The sequence below is a fragment of the Bdellovibrio bacteriovorus str. Tiberius genome (assembly GCF_000317895.1).
Classification (GTDB): Bacteria; Bdellovibrionota; Bdellovibrionia; order Bdellovibrionales; family Bdellovibrionaceae; genus Bdellovibrio; species Bdellovibrio bacteriovorus_F.
Genome location: NC_019567.1, coordinates 2516186 through 2537173 on the forward strand (window position 1 = coordinate 2516186; position 20988 = coordinate 2537173).

The 20988-nt window shown below is 50.6% G+C and carries 19 protein-coding genes; 9 read left to right on the forward strand and 10 right to left on the reverse strand.

Features of this window, described 5'->3' with window-relative positions; translation table 11 throughout:
• Positions 1-8: 8 nt before the first annotated feature.
• Positions 9-725 (forward strand): substrate-binding periplasmic protein, encoded by a 717-nt coding sequence (locus tag BDT_RS12000; protein WP_015091512.1) that lies wholly within the window; start codon positions 9-11, stop codon positions 723-725.
• Here BDT_RS12000 and BDT_RS12005 read toward each other — a convergent pair.
• Both BDT_RS12005 and BDT_RS12010 read right to left on the reverse strand, forming a co-directional pair.
• The gene (locus BDT_RS12005; RefSeq protein ID WP_015091513.1) at positions 722-1801 is read right to left on the reverse strand and encodes an endonuclease/exonuclease/phosphatase family protein; all 1080 of its coding nucleotides are present in this window, start codon (positions 1799-1801) and stop codon (positions 722-724) included. The genes BDT_RS12000 and BDT_RS12005 overlap by 4 nt on opposite strands.
• A gap of 177 nt (positions 1802-1978) precedes the next feature.
• Positions 1979-2785 carry a substrate-binding periplasmic protein gene (locus BDT_RS12010; protein WP_158320236.1) on the reverse strand — a complete coding sequence of 269 codons (807 nt, stop codon included), beginning with the start codon at positions 2783-2785 and terminating at the stop codon, positions 1979-1981.
• Positions 2786-2997: 212 nt separating this feature from the next.
• Here BDT_RS12010 and BDT_RS12015 point away from each other — a divergent pair, with 212 nt between their 5' ends.
• On the forward strand, positions 2998-3750 hold the full coding sequence (locus BDT_RS12015) for a substrate-binding periplasmic protein (protein WP_080602397.1): 753 nt from the start codon (positions 2998-3000) through the stop codon (positions 3748-3750).
• A 15-nt stretch (positions 3751-3765) separates the two neighbouring features.
• On the opposite strand, the gene BDT_RS12020 is transcribed toward BDT_RS12015, so the two are convergent.
• Both BDT_RS12020 and BDT_RS12025 read right to left on the reverse strand, forming a co-directional pair.
• Positions 3766-4338, reverse strand: a complete 573-nt coding sequence (locus BDT_RS12020; protein ID WP_235046107.1) for a hypothetical protein — start codon at positions 4336-4338, stop codon at positions 3766-3768.
• A gap of 71 nt (positions 4339-4409) precedes the next feature.
• Complete coding sequence (locus tag BDT_RS12025) at positions 4410-5450, reverse strand: SurA N-terminal domain-containing protein (protein ID WP_041577772.1); 1041 nt, start codon at positions 5448-5450, stop codon at positions 4410-4412.
• Positions 5451-5665: 215 nt separating this feature from the next.
• On the opposite strand from BDT_RS12025, the gene mreC reads away from it, so the two are divergent.
• From mreC to rodA, 4 genes are read left to right on the forward strand one after another with little or no spacing between them, the layout of a single operon-like run.
• Entirely contained in the window at positions 5666-6682 is a 1017-nt protein-coding gene (gene mreC / locus BDT_RS12030) for a rod shape-determining protein MreC (RefSeq protein WP_015091518.1), read from the forward strand.
• Complete coding sequence (locus tag BDT_RS12035; RefSeq protein WP_015091519.1) at positions 6679-7215, forward strand: hypothetical protein; 537 nt, start codon at positions 6679-6681, stop codon at positions 7213-7215. The genes mreC and BDT_RS12035 overlap by 4 nt, the downstream gene beginning before the upstream one ends.
• Entirely contained in the window at positions 7212-9197 is a 1986-nt protein-coding gene (gene mrdA / locus BDT_RS12040) for a penicillin-binding protein 2 (RefSeq protein WP_015091520.1), read from the forward strand. Before BDT_RS12035 ends, mrdA begins: the two co-directional genes overlap by 4 nt.
• Positions 9198-9199: 2 nt before the next feature.
• Positions 9200-10324, forward strand: a complete 1125-nt coding sequence (rodA, locus tag BDT_RS12045) for a rod shape-determining protein RodA (RefSeq protein ID WP_015091521.1) — start codon at positions 9200-9202, stop codon at positions 10322-10324.
• 51 nt (positions 10325-10375) lie between these two features.
• Here rodA and BDT_RS12050 read toward each other — a convergent pair whose 3' ends face one another.
• A complete protein-coding gene (locus BDT_RS12050) occupies positions 10376-13909 on the reverse strand; it encodes a hypothetical protein (protein ID WP_158320237.1) in 3534 nt (1177 codons plus the stop codon).
• A 412-nt stretch (positions 13910-14321) separates the two neighbouring features.
• Here BDT_RS12050 and BDT_RS12055 point away from each other — a divergent pair, with 412 nt between their 5' ends.
• Together BDT_RS12055 and BDT_RS12060 are read left to right on the forward strand one after the other, a co-directional pair.
• Positions 14322-15041, forward strand: a complete 720-nt coding sequence (locus BDT_RS12055; protein ID WP_015091523.1) for a lytic transglycosylase domain-containing protein — start codon at positions 14322-14324, stop codon at positions 15039-15041.
• A gap of 217 nt (positions 15042-15258) precedes the next feature.
• Positions 15259-15819: a hypothetical protein gene (locus BDT_RS12060; protein ID WP_015091524.1), complete on the forward strand. Its 561-nt coding sequence runs from the start codon at positions 15259-15261 to the stop codon at positions 15817-15819.
• Positions 15820-15883: 64 nt separating this feature from the next.
• Here BDT_RS12060 and BDT_RS12065 read toward each other — a convergent pair whose 3' ends face one another.
• The 5 genes from BDT_RS12065 to BDT_RS12085 form a co-directional block, all read right to left on the reverse strand.
• Complete coding sequence (locus BDT_RS12065) at positions 15884-16531, reverse strand: iron-containing redox enzyme family protein (protein WP_015091525.1); 648 nt, start codon at positions 16529-16531, stop codon at positions 15884-15886.
• 30 nt (positions 16532-16561) lie between these two features.
• Positions 16562-17242, reverse strand: a complete 681-nt coding sequence (locus BDT_RS12070) for a hypothetical protein (RefSeq protein WP_080602398.1) — start codon at positions 17240-17242, stop codon at positions 16562-16564.
• Between the two features lie 133 nt (positions 17243-17375).
• Positions 17376-18074, reverse strand: coding sequence for a hypothetical protein (locus tag BDT_RS12075; RefSeq protein WP_015091527.1), 699 nt, complete (start codon positions 18072-18074; stop codon positions 17376-17378).
• 121 nt (positions 18075-18195) lie between these two features.
• Positions 18196-18522, reverse strand: coding sequence for a thioredoxin (trxA, locus tag BDT_RS12080; RefSeq protein WP_011164878.1), 327 nt, complete (start codon positions 18520-18522; stop codon positions 18196-18198).
• A gap of 70 nt (positions 18523-18592) precedes the next feature.
• Positions 18593-19615, reverse strand: a complete 1023-nt coding sequence (locus BDT_RS12085) for a hypothetical protein (RefSeq protein ID WP_015091529.1) — start codon at positions 19613-19615, stop codon at positions 18593-18595.
• A 128-nt stretch (positions 19616-19743) separates the two neighbouring features.
• Here BDT_RS12085 and lptF point away from each other — a divergent pair, with 128 nt between their 5' ends.
• Positions 19744-20847, forward strand: a complete 1104-nt coding sequence (lptF, locus tag BDT_RS12090) for an LPS export ABC transporter permease LptF (protein WP_015091530.1) — start codon at positions 19744-19746, stop codon at positions 20845-20847.
• The last annotated feature ends 141 nt before the right edge of the window (positions 20848-20988 follow it).

The window sequence follows — 20988 nt, forward strand, 5'->3', positions numbered from 1 at the left end:
GAAATCCAATGCCATTGCTGATGCTGGTTTTATTTCTTTTTTCCCCCTGGGCCGAGGCCAAGAAAATCATCTTCGCCTCAGATCCCTATCCGCCGTTCATCTATGAAGAAAATGGCGAAGCCAAAGGCCTGGCCCTTGAGGCCCTGGAAAAAGTTCTGGAAATTCCCCGCAAAGACATCGAAGTCCGCATCATCCCGTGGAAGCGCGCTTTAAAAGCCGCCGAACAAGGCAGCGTCGACGTTATCGGACCGATGCAGATTGATCCCAAAAAAGACTATCTGCTCTTCACCAAAAAAATCTTCCCTTCCGAAGAGGCCGTATGGACGCTGGCCTCCAGCCAGTATCTGAGCCAGCTGAACTGGAAAACCACCGAAGAGCTGCGCAATCACAACCTGGGTTTCGTGCTGGGCTATGAATACGCCGAGCCCTTCGGAAGTTACCTGAAGTCCCCGCTGGCCAAAAAAGTTGAAGTGCAGGACGTGATTCAGGGAATGCGCAAACTTTTATCCGGCGATATCAGTCTGTTTATCTGCAACACCCAGGTGCTGGAATTTTACGCCAAAAGCGAAGGCATTCCGCTGAAGACTTTCAAACGCATTGGTCCGCCGATCACAGAGGAATTCGGGGTCTTTGGGATTTCCCACAAATCAAAACTGGCGCGCGATCTTGAAAAGATCAACGCGCGCATTTCGAAACTGCCACCAACAAAGTCAGGCTTGAATTAACGGAAGCTTGAGAAATAGTTCCAGAACGCGCCGGACTTGGTCTGCAGCTGTTCTGTCATTTTGCGCAAAGCCTCAAGGTATGGTTTGAACTCGGGCTCTTTGGCCGCCGCCAGAATCTTTTCGGCTTTGGCAAAGTTGTCCAGGGCATAAGACCTGCGAAGCTCGATACCCAGCGCATTGGTTTCAGAAGTTTTCGGATCCACTGAGAACTGCACACGCACACCATAATGATCAGACAACGGTCGGCGTGGAGTCCCCTGCATATTCACCTGCCCGTCCACCACCTGAAGCGTCGTGCCGGACTGACCCACGTTAGAATAGAAGATATAATCAAAAACCTGATCGCTGAACAACCAGCCCAGCGGGTTTCTTGCGCAGTAAGTGCAATAGCCTTTTTTGGGGTATCCGCCCATGGCATCTTCCATGGCGTCTCGTGTAGCCAGAGTCGCCATCACAAAACCGCGCTCGACACTGTCGACATTGGCATTGAAATCCCCGGACAAAAGCATCTTCAGATCCTGATGATCCATGCGCCAGCGCAACAGATCCAGAACTTGAGTCAGGCGCACGGCTTCGGACGTCGGGTGCAAATGAGTATTAATAAAATAAAAATCCTCGTCGATGCCAAAGAATCCGGACTTAACGACGTGGAAGGCTTTACGCACATTGAGGGCTTCTCGAACAGTATCCAGTACTCCGCCTTCATTGTTAACCGCAAAGGCATGGGTTTCTGTGCCCTTCACATCGCCCATGAACAAAGACATCACACCGATGCGTTCGGTTTTATTGGGTGCACTGATGCTGTATTGTCTTTTCAGGTCATTTTCAATTTGATTGATTTGCGAATCATTCCAGACTTCCTGCAGGTGAACAACGTCACACTTGGGGATGCCTTGTAAGAGCGCGGTCATGCGCCCGGTGCGTTCTTCGATTCCCTTGGCGTAAACGGGACCATAAGCATTGAAGTTCTGCAGGCAGAATCTTGGCGGACGATTGTCGGGAACCCAATACTGCTCGGCAAACGCCTGAGCCGACATCAGAAGAGCACCACCCAATAGCCATGCTTTTAGTTTCATATGAAGTCCTCGCCGCCTTAAAATTTAGGGCATTCAGGAACTGATGTTTCAAGAGTCGTGCAAAGCCGAGGAAGCTTTATATTGAAGGCCGCACCGCCCGGGGTGTCCAAGAAATCGACACTGCACCCGAGTGCGGCCCTGGGGACGGGACACCTTCGTCACTGTATAGATGGAAGATCAAAGCGCTGAATAGGATTTTTTCAAGGGACTTTTTTCGCTGTTGTGTGGGAACCCACTGGCAGCAGGTGTTTCGCTGCGAAGATGCCGCAGAACAATTTTCTCATAGCTTCCGGATTTTTTAAGATCCATCAAAGACTCATTGAACTTCCTCACGAACTCTACGCCATTTGGGTGACTGCGACTGATAATAAAATACAACTGTGTTTTCGGCAGCAGGTGCGGAGTCAGACTGATGCTTTCCACAAGCCCGGTTTCACGCAATGCCGCTTCCCCTTGAGCATCATCTGTGACAAAGAAATCCGCGCGCCCGCTATTGACCATCTTTGCACAGGTGGACGTGTTCAGCGCTTCAAACACCTTCACACGTTTTTTCTGCACCAACTCCGCCAGCTCATGGGTCGCAGGAGCCCACCCCAGCGGCAGGCAATAGGTTTTGCCCTTCAGACTTTCAAGGCTGGAATAAAAACCACTTTCCCCTTTTAAGGAAAAAACGGTGTTACGGATTTCATAAAGAGGTTCAGAGAACAGGAACTCTTTTTCCCGGTCGGCGGTTTTCAAATAAGGGAAAAGGCCGTCGAACTGCGCTTGTCTGGCTTTTTCAAAACCGCGCCGCCATGGCAGCCAGGTCAAATCCACCGAGTGCCCCATGCCGGAAACCACTTCCTGCACGATCTCAGTCACCATACCACCGCGTGACAGCTTCTGTCCGGTGTAAGGCGCATAGCCATCGTCCGTGCTCAGCTTCACAGTTTTGGACCACGCGGGAGGGGTCATAAAAAGAACTGCAAGAACGATCCATCTCATGCCTTTATTATCGGCTGCTTTCTGGTTGATTTTCATTAAGGCATGGCAATGATGCGCGGAAACCAAAATGATTCATCTTGCTGTTCGCAAACTGGATACGAACACTGGGGAGAAGGCATTACTGTGAGGATTGTTCCTATTGCGTTTTGGTAATTGGCGTTCCAAGTCCCCATCTCATACAACTGGGGATTACTGAGGTCGCATTGTTTCACATGGTATTGTTCTTAATATTAGCTGTCTGTCTGTGGTCGCCACCAAGTCTTGCGGTAAACGCCGGCAAAGTCATTCATCTGCTCACCATGGAAGCGCCACCTTTTATGAGCGACTCGCTGCCGGAAAAAGGGGCCGCCGTGCATGCGCTTCGCCAGATTTTTAAAAAGAACGGCTATGATCTGAAAGTCACCTTCACCCCTTACCTGCGCGCCAAAATTCAGGCCCTGCAAAAAGACGACGTGTCGGGCTTTTTTCCCGCCGCCGAAGAAAACATCACCACCGGCTATGTGCTTTCAAAAATCATGTACGTCACACCGTGGGGCTTTGCCGAACGCAAAGACAAGCCCATCCACTGGAACCAGCCGGAGGATCTGCTGCCATATAAAATCGGAAATGTGATGGGTTATGAATTGTCCCGGGTTCTGGCGCCGGCGCAGAAAAAGAAAAAGTTCCAGATCGAAAATGTTTCCAGCGACGAGCAGAACCTGCTGAAGCTTGCCAGAAAACGTGTGGATTTGGCATTTATTGACGCCACCATGTTTGAATATCTGATGAAAAGCAGCGAAAACCTTCGCCCTTATCAGAATAAACTGCAGATCAACGCCAAAATCATTCGCATGGATGAATACGGTGTGGCCTTCAAAAACAGCGGCAAAGGCAAAGCTCACCTTGATGTCTTCAATCGACTCATTCAAAAAGAAGAATTCCACCGTCTGGTGGAACTTTACTTTAAAACTCACATGCCGGAATAGATTCTTTATCCCCGACTAAATGGTCAGACAAACTTGTTCAGACAACACATTGACACGGATTGATTCAAGATGACTTTCGGAGGAAAGCTTATGGCCTTTAAGCAATGCCATTTGTGTCAGGACATCCTCCAGGCCTGACAACTTCAGACCTTTCAGCAAGCGGAAACCTTCGTGCTGATAGTCCTCTTCACAGTCAAAAACCCGGCACCAGACAAAATCCAGACGCAAAAGCCGACTGCTCTGCCCTTGAGGCACTAATTCCAGAAAATGAGAATAAACAAAACGCTGCTGTTCCGGGGATTGCTGCGAGTTCCACTGAAAACTCCAGCCGCGCTCTTCACGGAACGTCAGACTGGTCAGTACGGCCTCTGCCTGCTCGGCGTTTTCGGCAAGCTTCAGGCGGGCCACCGCCATCACTTCAGCCAGGGCATGGTTCAGGCTGGCGCTTTTAGAAACAAACAGATCCTGTTCAAGCTCGGCCGTCAAGGCCCCCAGCCACTGATCCACGTCCATCAAATTCACGCTCATCCCCGACAATGGATCAATACGGCCGCCTTTCGGGGAAAACCCCGCAGCCAGATGAAACAAAAAACCCCGTCGTGATGACAGGGCTCCTTGCAAAGTGATTCGAATGGGAATCTCTCTTACGAATTGAAGCATTAGTTCAACTGCAGAGCCTGGGTGTTCATAGTCACGTGAGACTTGGAACGGAACATATTGATCCAAGCTTCGAACATACCGTCGCCACGGCGTTTTTGCATCATCTCTGCAGACATTGGCTCCAGAGCTGTTTTTACTTCTTCAACTTTGCTTTCTTTCAGTTTCAGAACGTATTTGCTGTTGCCGTCACGAACCAAACGCTTCAACAGCGGCTCGGTTTTGCTCAGCTCAAATACGGCTTCTGTCGCCACTGTGCTGGTGATTTTCGGGAAAGTCTCAGAACCCAATTCAACCAAACCAGTTTCTTCCCAAGTTGCTTTCAGCTCTTTCAGTTGTGCGTTAACTGCGGCTTCATCGCCTTTCACCAAAGCTTCATCCAAAGCCTTGATCGCTGCGTCGGCTTTTTCTTTGGTCATCGCTTTAGTCGCCGCTTCAGAGTCAATTTTCACGAAAAGAACATTGATCTTAGCCGCGCGCAGATCCTGGATCTTTTTCAGCTCCACAGCTGTTGGCTGAGTCGCCAGTTCGAACAATGCACGTGTGCGAACATTGGAGATGTCTTTACGGACTTTATCTTCAAAGTTAGCCGGAGTGGTGCGGGTCTGTTCGATATAACGCATGTAGAACTCTTTCTGGAACATGCCGTTTTGCTGGAAGAACGGGATGTCTTTCACGATAAAATCGCGAACTTCCGCGTCTGTAGCCAAAATGCCGTTCTTTTGAGCAGCCTGGGAAACAAGTTCCATGCGCACCAGATTCTCAAGCGCTTGTTGGCGCAGCAGCTGACGCTGAGAGCCAAAGTCCATCTGATTGCCGAACAGGTTTTGGTAGTACTGCTGAATGCGGTTTTCTTCCTGCTGGAAGTCCGCCAGAGAGATCAAAGTGTTGTTCACGCGAGCCACGGAGCCAACGCCCGCGCCCATTCTTTCGGGCATGCCGAAGAAGACGAAAACCATAATGATGGCACCGAAAATCACCATCGCTGTCACGCTCTTCGCGTTGATTCCGCGCTTCATCTTATCTGCCATATTTTCGCTCATAACTTTTCCTTCCTTAAACAAGCTTGCAAACAAACCGCTTCATTACCTTACGAATTTTATAAATATTCAAGGGGAAATTGTTGTATTCCTTAGCGGTTTTTACTAGCGTTGAGAAATATTAATACAGCGAAGCTAAAATACGCAGAACGACGCGATGCTTTTTGCTGGTTTTAGAGATGGTTTTTAAGATTGGTTTTTAAAAAGAGGAACGACCTTTGAATTTCTTCAACTTTGATCTCAAGAAACTTGTGATGATCGGGATTGTCCTGGCTCTGCCACTGATTTCCATCAACATGCAGCAGCGCCCGCAAGAATCCAACTGGCTGGCAAAACCCTTCAGCCTTCTGGGCAGCGCGGTTTCTGAATCCTTCTATGGCTTCAGCTCCGGCGTCAAAGGCACCACCGCCATGTATCTTGATCTTATCAACATCAAGAAACACAGCGAACAGCTGACCAGCACCAACAATGAACTTCAGGCGCGTCTTGAAAAAATGAACGAGCTGCTGATCGAAAACGACCGCCTGCGCGGCCTTTTGACGTTCAAAGAGCAGACCAAAATGTCCCTGATGGCAGCACAGGTCATCGGCCGTGATCTGGTGATCGATCACAACACCATCACCATCAACAAGGGCACCCAGGACGGCCTGAAAGCCGGCCAGGCCGTGATCACCACCGGCGGGGTTCTGGGTTACATCTTCAAACCGGACACCTTCACTTCCCACGTCATGCTGATCACCGACCGTTACGCAGTGGTGGATGGTATCGTGCAAAGAACCCGCGCCCACGGGATTGTCGAGGGTAAATCCCAGTACAGCAGCAGCCTGCAGCTGAAATATGTGGAAAGAACCGAAGACGTTCAGGAAGGCGACCTGGTTGTGACCGGCGGCCTGGACAACATCTTCCCGAAAGGCTTCCCGGTGGCCGTGGTTGATTCCGTTGAAAAGAAGACCTTCAGTGTTTCCTTGAAAGTCGACCTGCGCCCGGTGGTGGACCCTTACAAAGTGGAAGAGGTCTTCATCGTGCTTCAGGGCAATAACGAAGATTTCGGCGACAAGTTCGCGCCAGCTTCCGCAAAGGCGGAAACTCCGGCAGACGGTTCTGCTCCGGCTGCAGCGGCGACTCCTGCTGCGACACCGGCAGCCACTCCCGCCGCAACTCCGGCCGTGAAGCCTGCGGCGACTCCGGCAGCAAAACCAGCGGTGACTCCTAAACCTCAGGAGAACAGACAGTGAAAATCCGCTGGAATGCCCTTTTGAATTTCCTGGTTTTCCTGGCGGTGCTGATGCTGCTGGCTGGATTCCAGACAACCTTCTGGTTCCAGCTTTTCGGGAATGTTCCATCCCCGCTGCTGTGGCTGAATCTGGTTGTATATATGATCCTTTATCGCAAACCGTTCCCGGCGATCTTCACGATTTACGCCATGGGCTTCATTTTGCTCACATTCACGGCGATGCCGCTGAAGATGATGTGGATCAGCCTCATTATTCTCTTTACCTTGGTCTATACTATCAAGAGTCGCGTCTTTTGGTCGGGCTCAGGATATTATACGATTATGTGTGCATTCTCTGCCGTGGCCTATCACCTGATCTATTTCTTTGGATCGATGGTGCTGGAGAAAAACCCTGCGAGCTTTGAGATTGTCGATCGCCTTGTACAAATCATCCTGACTCCCTCCTTTGCATTCCCGATGTACTGGCTTCTGGCCAAGATCGACAAGGTCACTCAGGACGAGCTGGTTCATGAGCCCGGAGGGTTGGAGCTATGAGTACATACGTCAGTAATCCGGACGAGGCAAAAGAGTACCTGAGCCGGTACAAGATCTTTTATATCGCCATCGGCTTTGCCCTGACCATCTTCACGATGCGTCTGTGGTATCTACAGATCATTTCTGGAAATGAGCTGCGCGAGTTCTCGGAAAAAAACCGTATCAAACAAAACAAAATCACTGCTCCGCGCGGACTGATGCTGGATCGTGATGGCAAGGTGCTGGTGGAAAATCTGCCGGGCTTTGAAGCGATCCTGTCCCCGCAGTACATTGAAAGCCTTGATGAGCTGGCAAAAACCGTCGGCCCGGTTCTGGGCATGGAGCCGGACAAGGTTGTTCTGAAGGTTCAGAAAAGCCGCCGTCAAAACGGTCCGTTTGCACAGATCCGTCTGAAAGAAAACCTCAGCCGCGAAGAAGTTTTCCGTCTAAAACGCATGCGTCTGGACACTCCGGGGCTTGAAATCCGCGAATCCATCGTGCGCTTCTACCCGCTTCGTGACAACGGCGCCCAGCTGTTTGGTTACGTGGGTGAGATCTCAAAACGTCAGTTGCCGGTACTAAACGACCTGTACAAGGGCGCACTGAAATTTGATCAGGGTGACATCATCGGCAAATCGGGCCTGGAAGAAACTCTGGAAAGAGACATCCGTGGTTCTGACGGCGTCAGCTTCATCCAGGTCGATGCCCACGGGCGTGAAACTGTGACTCAGACACCGAACATTTACGGTGAGCAGATCAAGGACATGATCCCGGTTCACGGGAACAACGCCATTTTGACGATTGACCGTGATATCCAGGAAGCGGCCTTTAAATCCTTCATGAGCCTGAATCGTATCGGTGCCGTCGTAGCCATGCGAACCAACGGTGAAATTTTGGCGTGGGTCAGCACCCCGTCTTTTGATCCGAATGAGTTTTCCACCGGTATTTCGGCGCAAACCTGGTCGAAACTGATCAACGATCCGTTCAAACCACTGCGCAACAAAGTCATCCAGGATCACAATGCCCCGGGTTCGACTTTCAAACCCTTGGTGGCAGTTCCGGCTTTGCAGGAAAAAGTGATCACCCCGACAACGATTGTCTCGGCTCCGGGTGTGTTCTATTTCGGCCGTCGTCCTTATCATGACCACTTAAAAGGCGGTCACGGTAACATCACGGTGTTTGAAGCCCTGGAAAGATCCTCCAACGTGTTCTTCTATAAAATGGGTATCGCGTTGGGCGTTGATAAAATGTTCGACTATATCAGTCTGCTGGGTATCGGCCAGAAAACCGGTATCGAGCTGGCGCGTGAGGTTTCCGGAACCATGCCAAACTCGGCTTGGAAGAAATCCACGGTCGGTGAAGAATGGCAGCCGGGGGAAAATCTTTCCACGGCGATTGGTCAGGGCTTCGTGAACGTGACTCCGCTTTCCATGGCGATTGCTTACAACGCGATCGGCACCGAAGGAAAAGTCGTAAAACCATTCCTGCTTAGAAAGATCATCGATCAGGACGGAAAAGTCCTGCGCGAAAACTTCCCGCAAGTGGTTCGTGATCTGCAACAGACGCAGCCAAATGGCGTGCACATCTCTGCAGAAACGTTCAAAACGGTCAAAGAAGGCATGCGACGCGTGGCCAATGGCGAGCGCGGGACTGCAAAACGCTATAAAGTTCCGGGCGTGCAAATGGCCGGTAAAACCGGTACGGCCCAGGTCATGGGCTTCTCTGCAGATCAGATCTATGCGAAGTGCGAAAGCCGTCCGATTCATATGCGTCACCATGGTTGGTTCATTGCGTTTGCTCCGGCAGACAATCCTGAAATCACCATCGCTGCATTGGCTGAACACTCGTGCCACGGAAGTTCCGGGGCGGCACCGATTGTTCGCGACATTGTGGAGGCTTATTTCATGAAATATCACCCTGAAGTGATCGAAGCGGCGTTGAAAGCCACTGGTGGCAAACGCGCGCAAGCTCCGGCAGCCGCACCGGAAATTGAAGGAGAATAAGAGTGTTTACCTCTTTGCATGTTGAAGAAAGAACCCTCTTCAAGAAATTAGACATCAATCTGATCATCGTGATCCTGGCCCTGAATGTGATCGGTTTGATCAATCTTTGGAGCGCCACCCATGGCCCGACAACTCAGGACGTGGCGTCCTTGTTCATTTCCCAGATCATGTGGTTGATCGTGGGCTGGACGGTATTCCTGGTTGTAACCATTTTGGATTATTCTGTCGTCACCCGCATTGCGCTGATTGCCTATGTGCTGAATCTGGGCGCGATTTTGTATGTGACCTTCTTTGGTAAGGTTGCCCTGGGTGCGCAGCGCTGGATTGATCTGGGCTTCTTCCGTTACCAGCCGTCTGAAACGATGAAGTTGGCGCTCATTATGCTGATGGCTAAGATCCTTGCCACACGCAGCACTCACGGTTCGGGCATGGGCTTGAAAGAACTGGCCCTGCCACTGACCGCACTGTTGATTCCATTTGGTCTGGTTGTTGAACAACCGGATTTGGGAACGGCGATGATGCTGGCAGCGATCGGCGGATCCATGCTGATCTTTGCAAAAATCCGCAAAAGCATTCTGGCGACAATCATTGCCTTGGGAATCATCGCCATTCCCATCGCCTGGAAATTCGTTTTGCATGATTATCAGAAAAACCGCGTTTTGACGTTCCTGTCCCCGACCAGTGACCCTCGTGGTACCGGTTACAACAGCATCCAGTCAAAAATCGCCGTGGGTTCCGGCCGCTTCTTTGGAAAAGGCTTTATGAAAGGCACCCAGTCCCAGCTGGAGTTCCTGCCAGAACGTCACACGGACTTTATTTACTCGGTTCTAAGTGAAGAGCATGGCTTCGTCGGCTCGATCGCTGTGGTGGGTTTGTTCTGCTTCCTGTTCATCACCGGAATCCGCATTGCCTCCAACGCCCGCGACAAGTTCGGGGCTTTGTTAACAGTCGGAGTCCTTTGTTACATCTTCTGGCATATGTTCGTGAACATCGGGATGGTTATCGGACTTCTGCCCATCGTGGGGGTTCCGTTACCGCTGCTGTCTTACGGTGGATCCAGCATGCTGACCACCATGGCCGGTCTGGGCCTGGTGTCGAGTGTCGCTTATCGCAGATATCTGTTCTAGAGTTCATTAAAAACAGAAATAAAAAAGGCAGGTTCATCCTGCCTTTTTTATTTAGAACAATGCATGCAGCAGAACCCGGCGATTGACCCGGTCAAGCATCATCAGCCCCAAAGGACTCACTTCAAGACGGACATGGGTTAAACCCATATTCACCCCACTGACCAAGGCCGATCGCGCCGGCATGTTCAAACCTGCCGTCGAAATCTGGCGCCAGCCCAGAGTGGCGTGAGCCGCCCACACCTGCACCGTGCCTGTCGGAGACTCCGATGCCGCAGAAACAAAATACATCCAACCCGTCGATTCATCATAACGGGAATGAGTCCACAGCGTCACTGCCGCCGGGTATCCGGCCAAAGAGGCATAATCCACCACATCAAAGTAAGTCGGAGTGGCATCCAGGATTTTAAATTTTTTCAGTTTCATATCATCGACAACCCAAAGATTGCCATCGCTGGCCTTTTGCAATCCCACCACATCTTTCAGCGGGCTGCTTTGCAAGGTTGCCGGAGCCAGCTCTGTCGCTGCCGGGGCCGACTGAGGGTCCCCCATCACACCGGCAATAAAGGTCACGGTTGTGCCATTGGAGCGGAAAAGCATCAGGTTGCGCTGCGAACCAGAGTTTTCTGTACCCGTGAAGTAAAGATTTTCGTCACCACCAAAATCCATCAGGTAACGATAGTTCGAAACCAGAACATTCGCCCCCGCGCCAAATGACGAATTGTACGTCGGGAAGCTTGCCGCCCCCGAGTTGGTCCGCAAATAGCGCACGGGTGTCGTGGCTGCCGCTATTGTTCCCGCCAGGGGATCATAAGAGCCAAGATTCAAGGCGTTGATATAACGGGTGTCACCCGAAACTCCCGCCACCGTCAAAATCGTGCCGGCACCATTGACGGCGATCCCCGCTGTCGCCATGGAGTTGGCGATCGTCACGTTGTTATAACCCGTCGAAATTGTGGTGGCCACTCCAGAACCGTCAAATTCGATGCGACGCAGGTGACTGAGTGCACGCACATACAAGGTGTTGTTGCGATAAAGCAGATCGCTGATTTCTGAAAACAAGACTTTGCGCAAATCCGCTGGACTGCCATCGGTATTGTTGCCGATCGTCGTCAGCGGATTATCGGCAACAACCGTATAAGTCCAAGCCTCATCCGGGCCGCTCCACTCTTTGTATTTCAATTCAAACAATTGATTGGTGGAACTGAAAACCAGCATCGAGCTGCGGGCACTTCCCACAAAAAGACGTATGCTGGTATTGCCACGCTCAACAGGAACAACATTGGTTTTATAGGTTTCAGTGTCGGTATTAAAGACCATGGCCTGATTCCCCGTCTCTGAGGACCCATAACAGACCAGCAAAGCCGTGTCTGACGATGAGGTGTTCGGCTGGCACTGGGAAGCCTGCAACGGAAGATTTGGATTGCCGGATTCTTTCAGACGATAGCCGCCTTCCATGCTGCCTCGCAAAGACATACTCGGACCGGTCCCCGTTCCGGCGCGGGGAATAAGCCAGATTTTGGAAAGATCCGCAGAAATAATCATCCCCATCTGATTCAAGCTGCTGCAAGGTATAGGCAAATCCGCGCCCGCAGTTTCCACGGCTGGCGCGACACTGGAGCAAGTCCCCGCCACTCCCACAATTTTCTGAGGCGTGCTGGCCGGATTACTCAAATCCAAAGAATAGAAAACAAAGTTGTCATAATAGATGTAATATCGCTCCAGCACCAGGCGTTCGTACTCGATACCACTGGTGTACTTTCTTTCCGGCAAAGTCCGAATGGAAAGAAGCTGCCCGTCTGACAGACGGATGCGCAGCAAAGCCGAACACGAAACAGATTTACCTGACGCCACATAAGCAACGTCATTGGCGTCGATTCCCAAAAGCAGAGCGCCATCCAGGAAGCCGGCGGCGCATTTTTCTTCTGACAGACTTCCATAGACACGCTTCACGGAAGCCGTCTGACGGTCGATCTTCATCAATGCGCCGGATTTGATATAGTAGAAATTATTATTGCTGTCCCCGTAAAAGAAAGAACGATCCAGATCCGCTTTGGCCACGTTGACGTTTTCACTCAACGCACTTCCGCCCACCAGAATTTTCCACGGCGAGTTATACAAACCCGAAGTGGTCTGACTGATCGCCCCGCTTTGCGAACTGCAGCTGACCTTGAATTTCAATGGCAGCGACGTCGTCACAGCGACCCCCGAAGGAGTAGTCACCGGCACAGTCCATGAATAGGGTGCATTCGGCAGGTTGGTGCCGATCACATGGTAGGTTAAACCATCATCTACCGAATAAGACAGCTCGCCCACAGGCAGCGCCGGCAGAACTCCGGACGAACTGCAATTCCAGGACAGGCTGTGAGTGCTGGATGGCGCCAGAGTATTGCCCTCTGCAGGCCCGGTCCAGCTCAGTTCAGGGGGTGCTTCGGGTTGATAGTTTACGATGGCCGAAACCACATTACTTTCCAGCCCCGTCGTACTGCGCACCTTTACATAAACCGTTTTGTCGCCAGCCAGGGCACTCAGTCTAAAAGACGATTTCGCGCCGGTGTAATTCACCCACGAAGCCCCGGTGAACAGCGTACTTTCTGAAAGCATGATCTCTTTGATCGGAGCCACTTGCGAAAACACCGTCAAGGCCACGTTGATATCCGGAACAAAGACCACCGGCGCCCCCTCAGCCAGCACCAGATCCAGCACACGCAAAACCGGGGACGTCATCTCGACCGCAAAAACCTTGGAAAGCTGACGGGTCTCATTCCCCGCCTCGTCTGTCACAGAGATCCGGTACCGGGCGGTCGTGATATCTGCTGAGGGCATCGCAATTCCTGAAAGTGTGTAGGTCTGCTCATTGTTATCACCGGCATTCGCAGCGACCCGTCCGGCTTCGGACCATGCGGAGCCATCGAAAAATTCAACAATAAACTCAGCCCCGGCTTCGATGTTTTCTTCCGTCAATTTCCAGGACACCGAACCATTGGTTCCACCGCGAACTGCCGAAGGACTGGTGATCGCAATTTCCGGAGGCAAAATATCAACAGTCCAGGTCTGTTGCGGCACGGAAGACACATTCCCCGCGCGATCACGACTGCGCAATTCAAAAGTATGCTCACCATGAGACAACGCCGTCAGCACAACCGGACTCAGACAAAGTCCCCACGAACCTCCATCAGTACGGCATTCCGTGTTTTCGATGCCGGATCCCCCAGGGTTGTCACCCGATGTGAAAGTAAAATTGGCTGCGGCCCCGTCAATAGTGGCTGGTCCCGACACCACGGCCACTGTCGGAGATGTCAAATCAACCGTCCATTTCAAAGACGTGATACCAAACTTATCCGAGCCGGTGCCGCCGCGAATCTGGAACAGGCATTCGCCTTCGAAGAGATCGTTTAATTCAATGGATTTTTCGGCACTGCCACCTTCAATGCGGATCCAGCCATTGCTCATGGCAGTGGGATCGTCGGGATTGATCCGATATTCATAATATTCCGGCACAATACCACGAGGTTTGAATGTGATGGTTTTTGAAGAGCTGTTGGAAAATTCGTTTTGCGACGGGCCTTGCGAAAATTCAATATCCATACTTGTCGCTTCATAGGTCGCCGTCATCCAACCACATCCGGTTAGCCACAGTGACAGTACAAGTATAAGCAGAGGTGCAAAAAGACGACCCCGAACATCTGCTATAGATCCCATACAAGGCTTTTCGGTCTAAACATCGAAACATAGAGAGTTATCCTCTATAACAAGACCTTTTATGCTCCCATTTTTCACATTATGAAAACGTCTCACAGTGGGTGTCTCGAAACAGGATTCCATCCCATATCGACTAACCACTAATCAGACAGTGTTCATACATTGGTTGACACCCCCCTTTGCCAGCTTCAATCCATGGCATTTGAAAGGTGCTTCAAAGCAAGACCTGAAACATTCCGCACACCTGGCCGTTCGGCACGGCACTTGAACTATACCTCTGTAACAGGAGGACGCGGATATGAAAACGAAACATCTCAAAATCGGAATCGCCTTTGTCACCGCATCGCTCACGTCGGTTCTATTTAATAACTTTTCTTTCACCCAGTGGCAGCGCCCTGAGGTGCCAGCGATTGAAAGCGTGAACGAAGCTTCACGTGTTTCTCACGCGAAAGAACTGCTGGGTGGCGGCTATAAAGGCAGTGACGCCCAGAAAATTGAAGGTCAAAAGGCATTGAATCAGGCCATTCTTTCCAAAGTTCAATCTCAGTTGCCGGCAAAATTCAAAGGCCAGGCGCGTGCCATCGCCCGCACGGTGATTTCTGAAAGTGCCAAATACGGTATGGATCCGGTGTTTGTTCTGGCCGTGATCAAAACTGAATCCAAATTCAATCCATTGGTGGTGGGTCGCCATGGTGAAATCGGTCTGATGCAAATCAAACCGGACACGGCGGAATGGATCGCAAAGAAATTTGATCTGCCTTTCAACGGCAAAAAGACTTTGCAAAGCCCGTCTGCGAACATCAAGATCGGCATGGCTTACATGAACTATCTGCGTGCAAAGTTCGACAAAAAGGCGATGAAGTATGTCAGCGCTTATAATATGGGTCCGACAAATGTGCGCCGTCTGCTGGCTAAAAACGTGAAACCGGCAGAATACAATTCACGTGTGATGAAGAACTACAGCGTTCTTTACTCCAACATCAATTCCAAAAACCCGCACACCTTGGCGGCTCTGTAATACACAAGTGTTCCCGCTCGCGATTGCGATCAGCGAGCATATCGTAAGGGGCTCAATCCACAGGCACCAAACTTGGCCCGCATCCCGCGGTGGTAAGGATGCCAAAGATTGTCCCCTTTTTTGCGTTTCAGACACTCCCCTGCCTTCTACCACAATTTAATGGTTTCTCGCATTGGAACGGTTATCGCAAGAAAACCTCCTATCAGGAGAAAACCATATGAAAAAGAGTCTGACGGCCCTGGTGGCCCTGTTCCTATTAAGCAGTATCGGTCACGCAGCCCCTTATTATACTGGTATCGGGTGTAACGAAGAAGGCACGTCGTGCACCTTCGGAAAGCCCTCTAAACGCGTTCTGCAGTGGTCCCGCAAAGGTACAATTGATGAACTGGGTTCCCGTTGTGAGAAATTCTTCGACAATCTGGAACAGCGTCAGCGTGTGATCGGCACTCAGCGCGCGATCGACCTGAAGTACAAGAACTTCACCTATAACTGGGTTGCGGGCGACCTTGATCAGAATGGTCACGCCAAAATCAAATGCCATATTGAATTGCACTCTGAAATCGCTGACGTGAAAATCGTGGGCGAAAAAGTAAAAAGTCTTTACTGGGTTTGTGAAAACGAAAACAGCGGCGGCATCTGCAAAAACTACGAGTCTGATTGCGAAGCTCTTCGTCAGCAGACCCTGAAAGACCCTTCTGTTCTGGATGCAACGATCTATCGTGGCGCGTCCCTGATGCAGGGTAATATCTGCGACGTGGTGGCAGCTCGTTTCAAATAGTCCTGACTTCACTCTTCTCTAATAAAAAAGCCGGAGCATACCTCCGGCTTTTTTATTTTTACACTTAAGCGGCGCTGCGCCCCCGGGCCCGGGATATTTCACGACACTCATTCAGCATCTGGTCATAATAGCTCAAAGTCTGCCGCAGGTTCTGCATCACCACCACCTGGTCATCCGGCGACAGCGTGGCAATCTTATTCAGAGCCTCTTCGGTATGCCCCACGTCCTCTTCCGCATGCACGCGGATAAAGTGCGCGGCCTTCGGGCCCCAGGCTTTTTCAATGCGTTTGTTCATGTAATCACCAAAGTGCGCGGCCAGTGCTTCCAGCCCCAGAATGTATCCAAAGAAGGCCATCGGTGAATGGTGTTCAATATAATAGTACTGCGTCTGATAAAGCGCGCAGGTGCCCGGCATTTCCGGCCACTCGTCCATCTTGCTGCCCAGGGTTTTCAGATCATTCACCAGCAACTTGTCGTGGCCTTTTTCTTCCGCACAATGAGCCAGGAACCGGTTGTGGAACTCGGGCGCCCCAAACGGAGTGCGCGCCCCGGCCATGGCCAGCAGGCGTGTTGTGTGCCGGGCAAAATAGAAGGTCTGTGACACCCAGGCGGAATAGGCGTTTTTATCCTCCCACGGGAAAGCTTCGATCTGTTTTTTGGAGAAATTCAAAAGGGTCATCAGTTCATCGTTAACGTTCTTATTGTTAGGCATTTGTCTCTCTTTTCAGGTTTTATAAAACCATTAAGCTGCAATTTTCAGATTGTTTCTGCGAACTTCGCGCAGACAAGTCACGTGGGATTTTTTATCGGCCCACAGGCTTTCCACCAGCGCGTTGGATTTCGGATCAGGCAGAGGCACAACCTCCCCTTTTGCCGTCATCAGGATTTCGCATTCATAGTTCATCTTCATCACACTGCCAAAATAAGCGGTTCCGCTTTTTTCAGCCTTGCGCCGCACATGCAGATCCTTGCGGGCCGTGCCCACCCAGCAGTCCCATGGCGAAGACTCCATCACCTTGCTTCCCAGCGCGATGATGATTTCAGCCCAGTTCACTTCAGCACTGCGTGACCGGTATTCGGGAATCACCGTCAAATATTCCATGCTCATCAGGGTATTGATGCCGTGGCTTTTGAATTTATCAATGATCGCCTGATCAAAGGCTTTCATATAGTGGTGATCACGAAGGGCGTCCGAGCGCAGATCAAAAGCGCTGTACAAATGGAAACCGAAAACTTTTCCGTTATCGGTCAGGCAGACGACAATGTCGTTGCGATGAAAATCATCCGGGTTCAAAGGTTCGCCGACTTTGCCCAGCACCTCTGAATAGACCCGCCTCCATACCTCGTAGACGTCGTTGCTTAATTTTACTGTTTCGGGATTCAACTCGCGTGGATTGAAAAGGTGATACTGAAACTTACCCATACACTCTCCTTCCGGCAGAGTGTTTCGGATGTTCCACTTGTGAACTTGATAGTGTTTACTAATTTAAGACGTTTGATTCTGAGAACAAGTGACTTGTGTGCTGTGATTCTCAAAAAATCACATTGCAAAAAAATCAGTTGCGGAGCATTTCCACTTTTTCAAGAACGATCACGCAGTCAGGGCGCTTGTTTCGGTACACTGGAGCCATTCTGCGGATTTCGCAGTTCATCGTCAAACGCTCCGCCGAACGCGCTTCGCGCAGTTGGTGAACCGGAACATCCGGTACAAATGTACCATCCACTTCGCCGTTGAACACCAGGTTGCAGGCATCAATAATCTTCTGAGTGATGGTTTCTTCTCTTTCAAACAGGGACCACCACTCGTAGGCGTTCAGTTCTTCAAGAGTATAAGAACAGCAGTCAAAGAAATTGAAATTACGGAACAGTTGAACGTGCTCTTTGGAATAGATCTCAATGATATCTTCGTTCTGGATATGGCTGAACAAATCAGAACTTGGCACCAACCCCAGACGACGGAACGCCTTCCATGTGAAGGACAGACTGTCGTTGATTTTGTAGCCTTCAGCCAGCTGGGAATGACACAGCTCCTGATAGAAGCGCACTTTTTCAACGGCGTCTCTTTTTTTATCCAGAGGCAAACGGGAAAAATACGGAAGACCCGGAACATACGGGCGCACGGTTTTACCTTCAGCTTTCAGCATCAGGGAAATATCCGTGGTGATCGTCTTGAACTCTTCGTTCAGAACTTCGTGTTCATTGTCTCTAACGTAAATCTCTGGGTACATGATATCCTCGGTCGGCTCTTCAAACATTGTTTGGGATCCTGTGAAGTATCATAGTGAAACGCAGGACTCTTGTCCAATTCAAACAAAAAAAGGCCCCCACTTGGGAGCCTTCTTTACCTACTTCTAATAATTCTAAACAGAGACGCGATTAAACGTTCTTATTCAGGAATTCAAGAATAGCGTCTTTTGGGTGGTTGCCAACCAATTGGCCCACTTCACTGCCGCCTTTGAACAACAACATCGCAGGGATACCGCGGATGCCGTATTTGCCAGGAACGCTTGGGTTTTCGTCCACGTTCACTTTTACGATTTTTACTTTCGCACCCAACTCCTGTGCAACTTCTTCAAGCTTAGGAGCCAAAGCACGGCAAGGTCCACACCACTCGGCCCAGAAATCCACCAACACTGGGGTGGATGAATTTAGAACTTCTGCATCGAAAGACGTGTCTGTAACTGCTTTAGTAAATGTGCCCATGAATGGCCTCCGTAATATCTACACTCAATGTGATCACGGAAACCTTATCGTCAAGCCCGGTGAGGATCAATTACTTTTTAAAGAGGGCTTTTGTGAACTCTTGGCGCAACTTATCGAGTTCGTTGATGTTTTGACTATCCCAGTCAGCCTCCAGGTCTTTTTGACGACGACGCGCCTCAACCCGAGTCACGGTGCTTTTCGGAGATACCTTCACATCCTCCACAAGCTTCGCATACTTAGCCATCTTTTCTTGAAGTGCTTTATCAGCGTTTTGCAAACTTTCCTGAGCCCGCGAAACCAGCTGCGCCTGCTCGTCTTCTTCATTCCCCAGGCCCGTTCCAGGCACTGGAACTTCGACTTTTTCAACCTCGGGAGCCCCGCCACCCAAAAGCTCGCGTTCAAAAGCCTTCAGATCCACATCCGGAAAGTCCGACGCCTCTTCCGCTGCTGCGCCGCGCTCAGCATCCGCGGCAGCCATACGATCACCAAAGCGGAAAGATGGTTTTTCCCTTTGCTCTTCATCAGTTACAAGCAGGCCTTCAGAATTCTCATCAATTCTTTCAGGGCGTAAAGACTGCTCGCCATGGGCTTGCACTTCCTCCGTGGAACCCTTGATAAAAATCGCTTCATCCTCGGGGGAAAACTTTCCGCTGCCGGCCACGGTGGTGGCAGACTTTTGCGGGCTTTCAACATGCATGGCTTTGTTCAGGCGCTCCAGCAACACGGCTTCATCATGCCCCAACATGCGACCAATCACCTGCACCAGGCGCACCGGAGCCACCGGGGACTCCAACACCATGTCGACGCGGATCTTAATAAGATCCTGCGGATTGGGTTTGAAGTTTGCCGGAAAAATAAGCACCGACTTTCCCTGCCAGCGGGACATCTCTTTCAGACGCTTCCCGACCCCCAGTGAGCTGACCTTGCCGCCTTTACCAGCGCCCACAACAAGATCCGGATTGAATGCCAGCATCTGCTCGGCCACAGCGTATTCGCTGGACAGACCGATGACATCAAAGCCCACCTTTTTCAAAGTGCCTTCAACAGACATCAAGTCAGCATAATCCTCGTAAACCAAAAGAATCTTGTTCATAGTTCTATTGTCAGATAAGCAGAGTCATGGGTCAATAAGGCTTCTTCTGGACAATGGGCGCGATGACGTTGGGCCCAAGGCACTCTAGAATAGGTTCAACACACGGGCGACCAAGACGGAGACCAGATTTGAGTATTTTTAACGGAAAAAAAGCCGCACAGTACATTTTCTTTGAGATGCTCCCGAGTTTTATTTTGGGATTGCTGGTCTTTGTCTCCATTATTTTGATGTTCCAGGTTCTGCGACTTACGGAATTCGCCCTGGTGCACGGCGTGGCCATGAAAACCATCGCCGAAATCATCGGTTACGTCATTATCTCGATGCTGCCGATTCTGTTCCCCATGGCTTTGCTGTTCTCAGTTTTATTGACCTATGGGCGACTTAGTCAGGATTCTGAGATCGTCGCTATGAAAGCATCCGGCCTGCCGATGGGCACACTGCTGCTGCCCGCCCTGGTTTTGGCCACTTTGGTGGGTGTGATTTCCGCCCAGATGTCCTTCAACATCGCACCCTGGGGAAATCGTCAGTTCGAAGTTCTTTATTCCCGCCTGGCCAACACGAAGGCTGCCGCGATTATCAAGGAAGGCACTTTTGCGGAAGGCTTCTTTGACATGGTCATTTACGCCAACGAGGTCAACACCGACAAGGGCCTGCTTAAAAAGGTCTTTATCTATGACGAGAAAAACGGCGACGTGCCTTTGACCATCATCGCCAAGGCCGGAGAAATTGTTCCGGATCCCTCACGCCCGGGGCATGAGATTTTGCTGCAATTAAACCAGGGCGAAATTCACCGTCAGGCCAAAACTCACACCAAGATCAGCTTTGACACTTATGACGTGCGCTTCTCGGAACCTCAAAACATCGAGGAAAAAGCCAAGTCGCCGCCTTCATTGACGTTGGAAGAAGTCCGCAACCGCCTGAAAGAGGACATCAAAGACAAAGAGGTCCGTCGCACCTTGCAGAGTGAATACCACAAACGCTGGGCCATCTCGGTCTTGTGTATCGTCTTTGCGATGATCGGTGTGGGTTTGGGAACAACCACCAACCGTCGTGCAGCCAAAGCCGGCGGCATGATTCTTTGTATTGGTATCATCATCTTCTATTGGATTTTGTATGTGGCTGCTGAAGGTGCAGCACGAAGCGGAACTTTACCAGCGGCACTTGCCATCTGGACACCGAATGTTCTATTTGCTGCTTTGGGTGTGGAAACTTTAAGAAGAAACTGGAACTAAGATTGGGCTTGAAAAATAGAGCGATGCAGTAGCATCCTTACTACCACGGTCGTCCCTGACCACATCGCCCCTCCCTTACTTCAAATGGTAGGGGCAATACCTTGAGCTTGCAAAAGGTTTTTTTAGATCATTTCATTTTTT

Bases quoted from the DNA above. Each gene is read 5' to 3' on its own strand.
- BDT_RS12065 (WP_015091525.1), bottom strand. From the start codon at position 16,531: ATGCCTAACAATAAGAACGTTAACGATGAACTGATGACCCTTTTGAAT.
- BDT_RS12085 (WP_015091529.1), bottom strand. From the start codon at position 19,615: ATGAACAAGATTCTTTTGGTTTACGAGGATTATGCTGACTTGATGTCT.
- BDT_RS12015 (WP_080602397.1), top strand. From the start codon at position 2,998: ATGGTATTGTTCTTAATATTAGCTGTCTGTCTGTGGTCGCCACCAAGT.
- BDT_RS12005 (WP_015091513.1), bottom strand. From the start codon at position 1,801: ATGAAACTAAAAGCATGGCTATTGGGTGGTGCTCTTCTGATGTCGGCT.
- BDT_RS12010 (WP_158320236.1), bottom strand. From the start codon at position 2,785: ATGAGATGGATCGTTCTTGCAGTTCTTTTTATGACCCCTCCCGCGTGG.
- BDT_RS12000 (WP_015091512.1), top strand. From the start codon at position 9: ATGCCATTGCTGATGCTGGTTTTATTTCTTTTTTCCCCCTGGGCCGAG.
- BDT_RS12050 (WP_158320237.1), bottom strand. From the start codon at position 13,909: ATGGATATTGAATTTTCGCAAGGCCCGTCGCAAAACGAATTTTCCAAC.
- BDT_RS12070 (WP_080602398.1), bottom strand. From the start codon at position 17,242: ATGGGTAAGTTTCAGTATCACCTTTTCAATCCACGCGAGTTGAATCCC.
- BDT_RS12025 (WP_041577772.1), bottom strand. From the start codon at position 5,450: ATGAGCGAAAATATGGCAGATAAGATGAAGCGCGGAATCAACGCGAAG.
- BDT_RS12075 (WP_015091527.1), bottom strand. From the start codon at position 18,074: ATGTTTGAAGAGCCGACCGAGGATATCATGTACCCAGAGATTTACGTT.
- BDT_RS12055 (WP_015091523.1), top strand. From the start codon at position 14,322: ATGAAAACGAAACATCTCAAAATCGGAATCGCCTTTGTCACCGCATCG.
- trxA (WP_011164878.1), bottom strand. From the start codon at position 18,522: ATGGGCACATTTACTAAAGCAGTTACAGACACGTCTTTCGATGCAGAA.
- BDT_RS12060 (WP_015091524.1), top strand. From the start codon at position 15,259: ATGAAAAAGAGTCTGACGGCCCTGGTGGCCCTGTTCCTATTAAGCAGT.
- mrdA (WP_015091520.1), top strand. From the start codon at position 7,212: ATGAGTACATACGTCAGTAATCCGGACGAGGCAAAAGAGTACCTGAGC.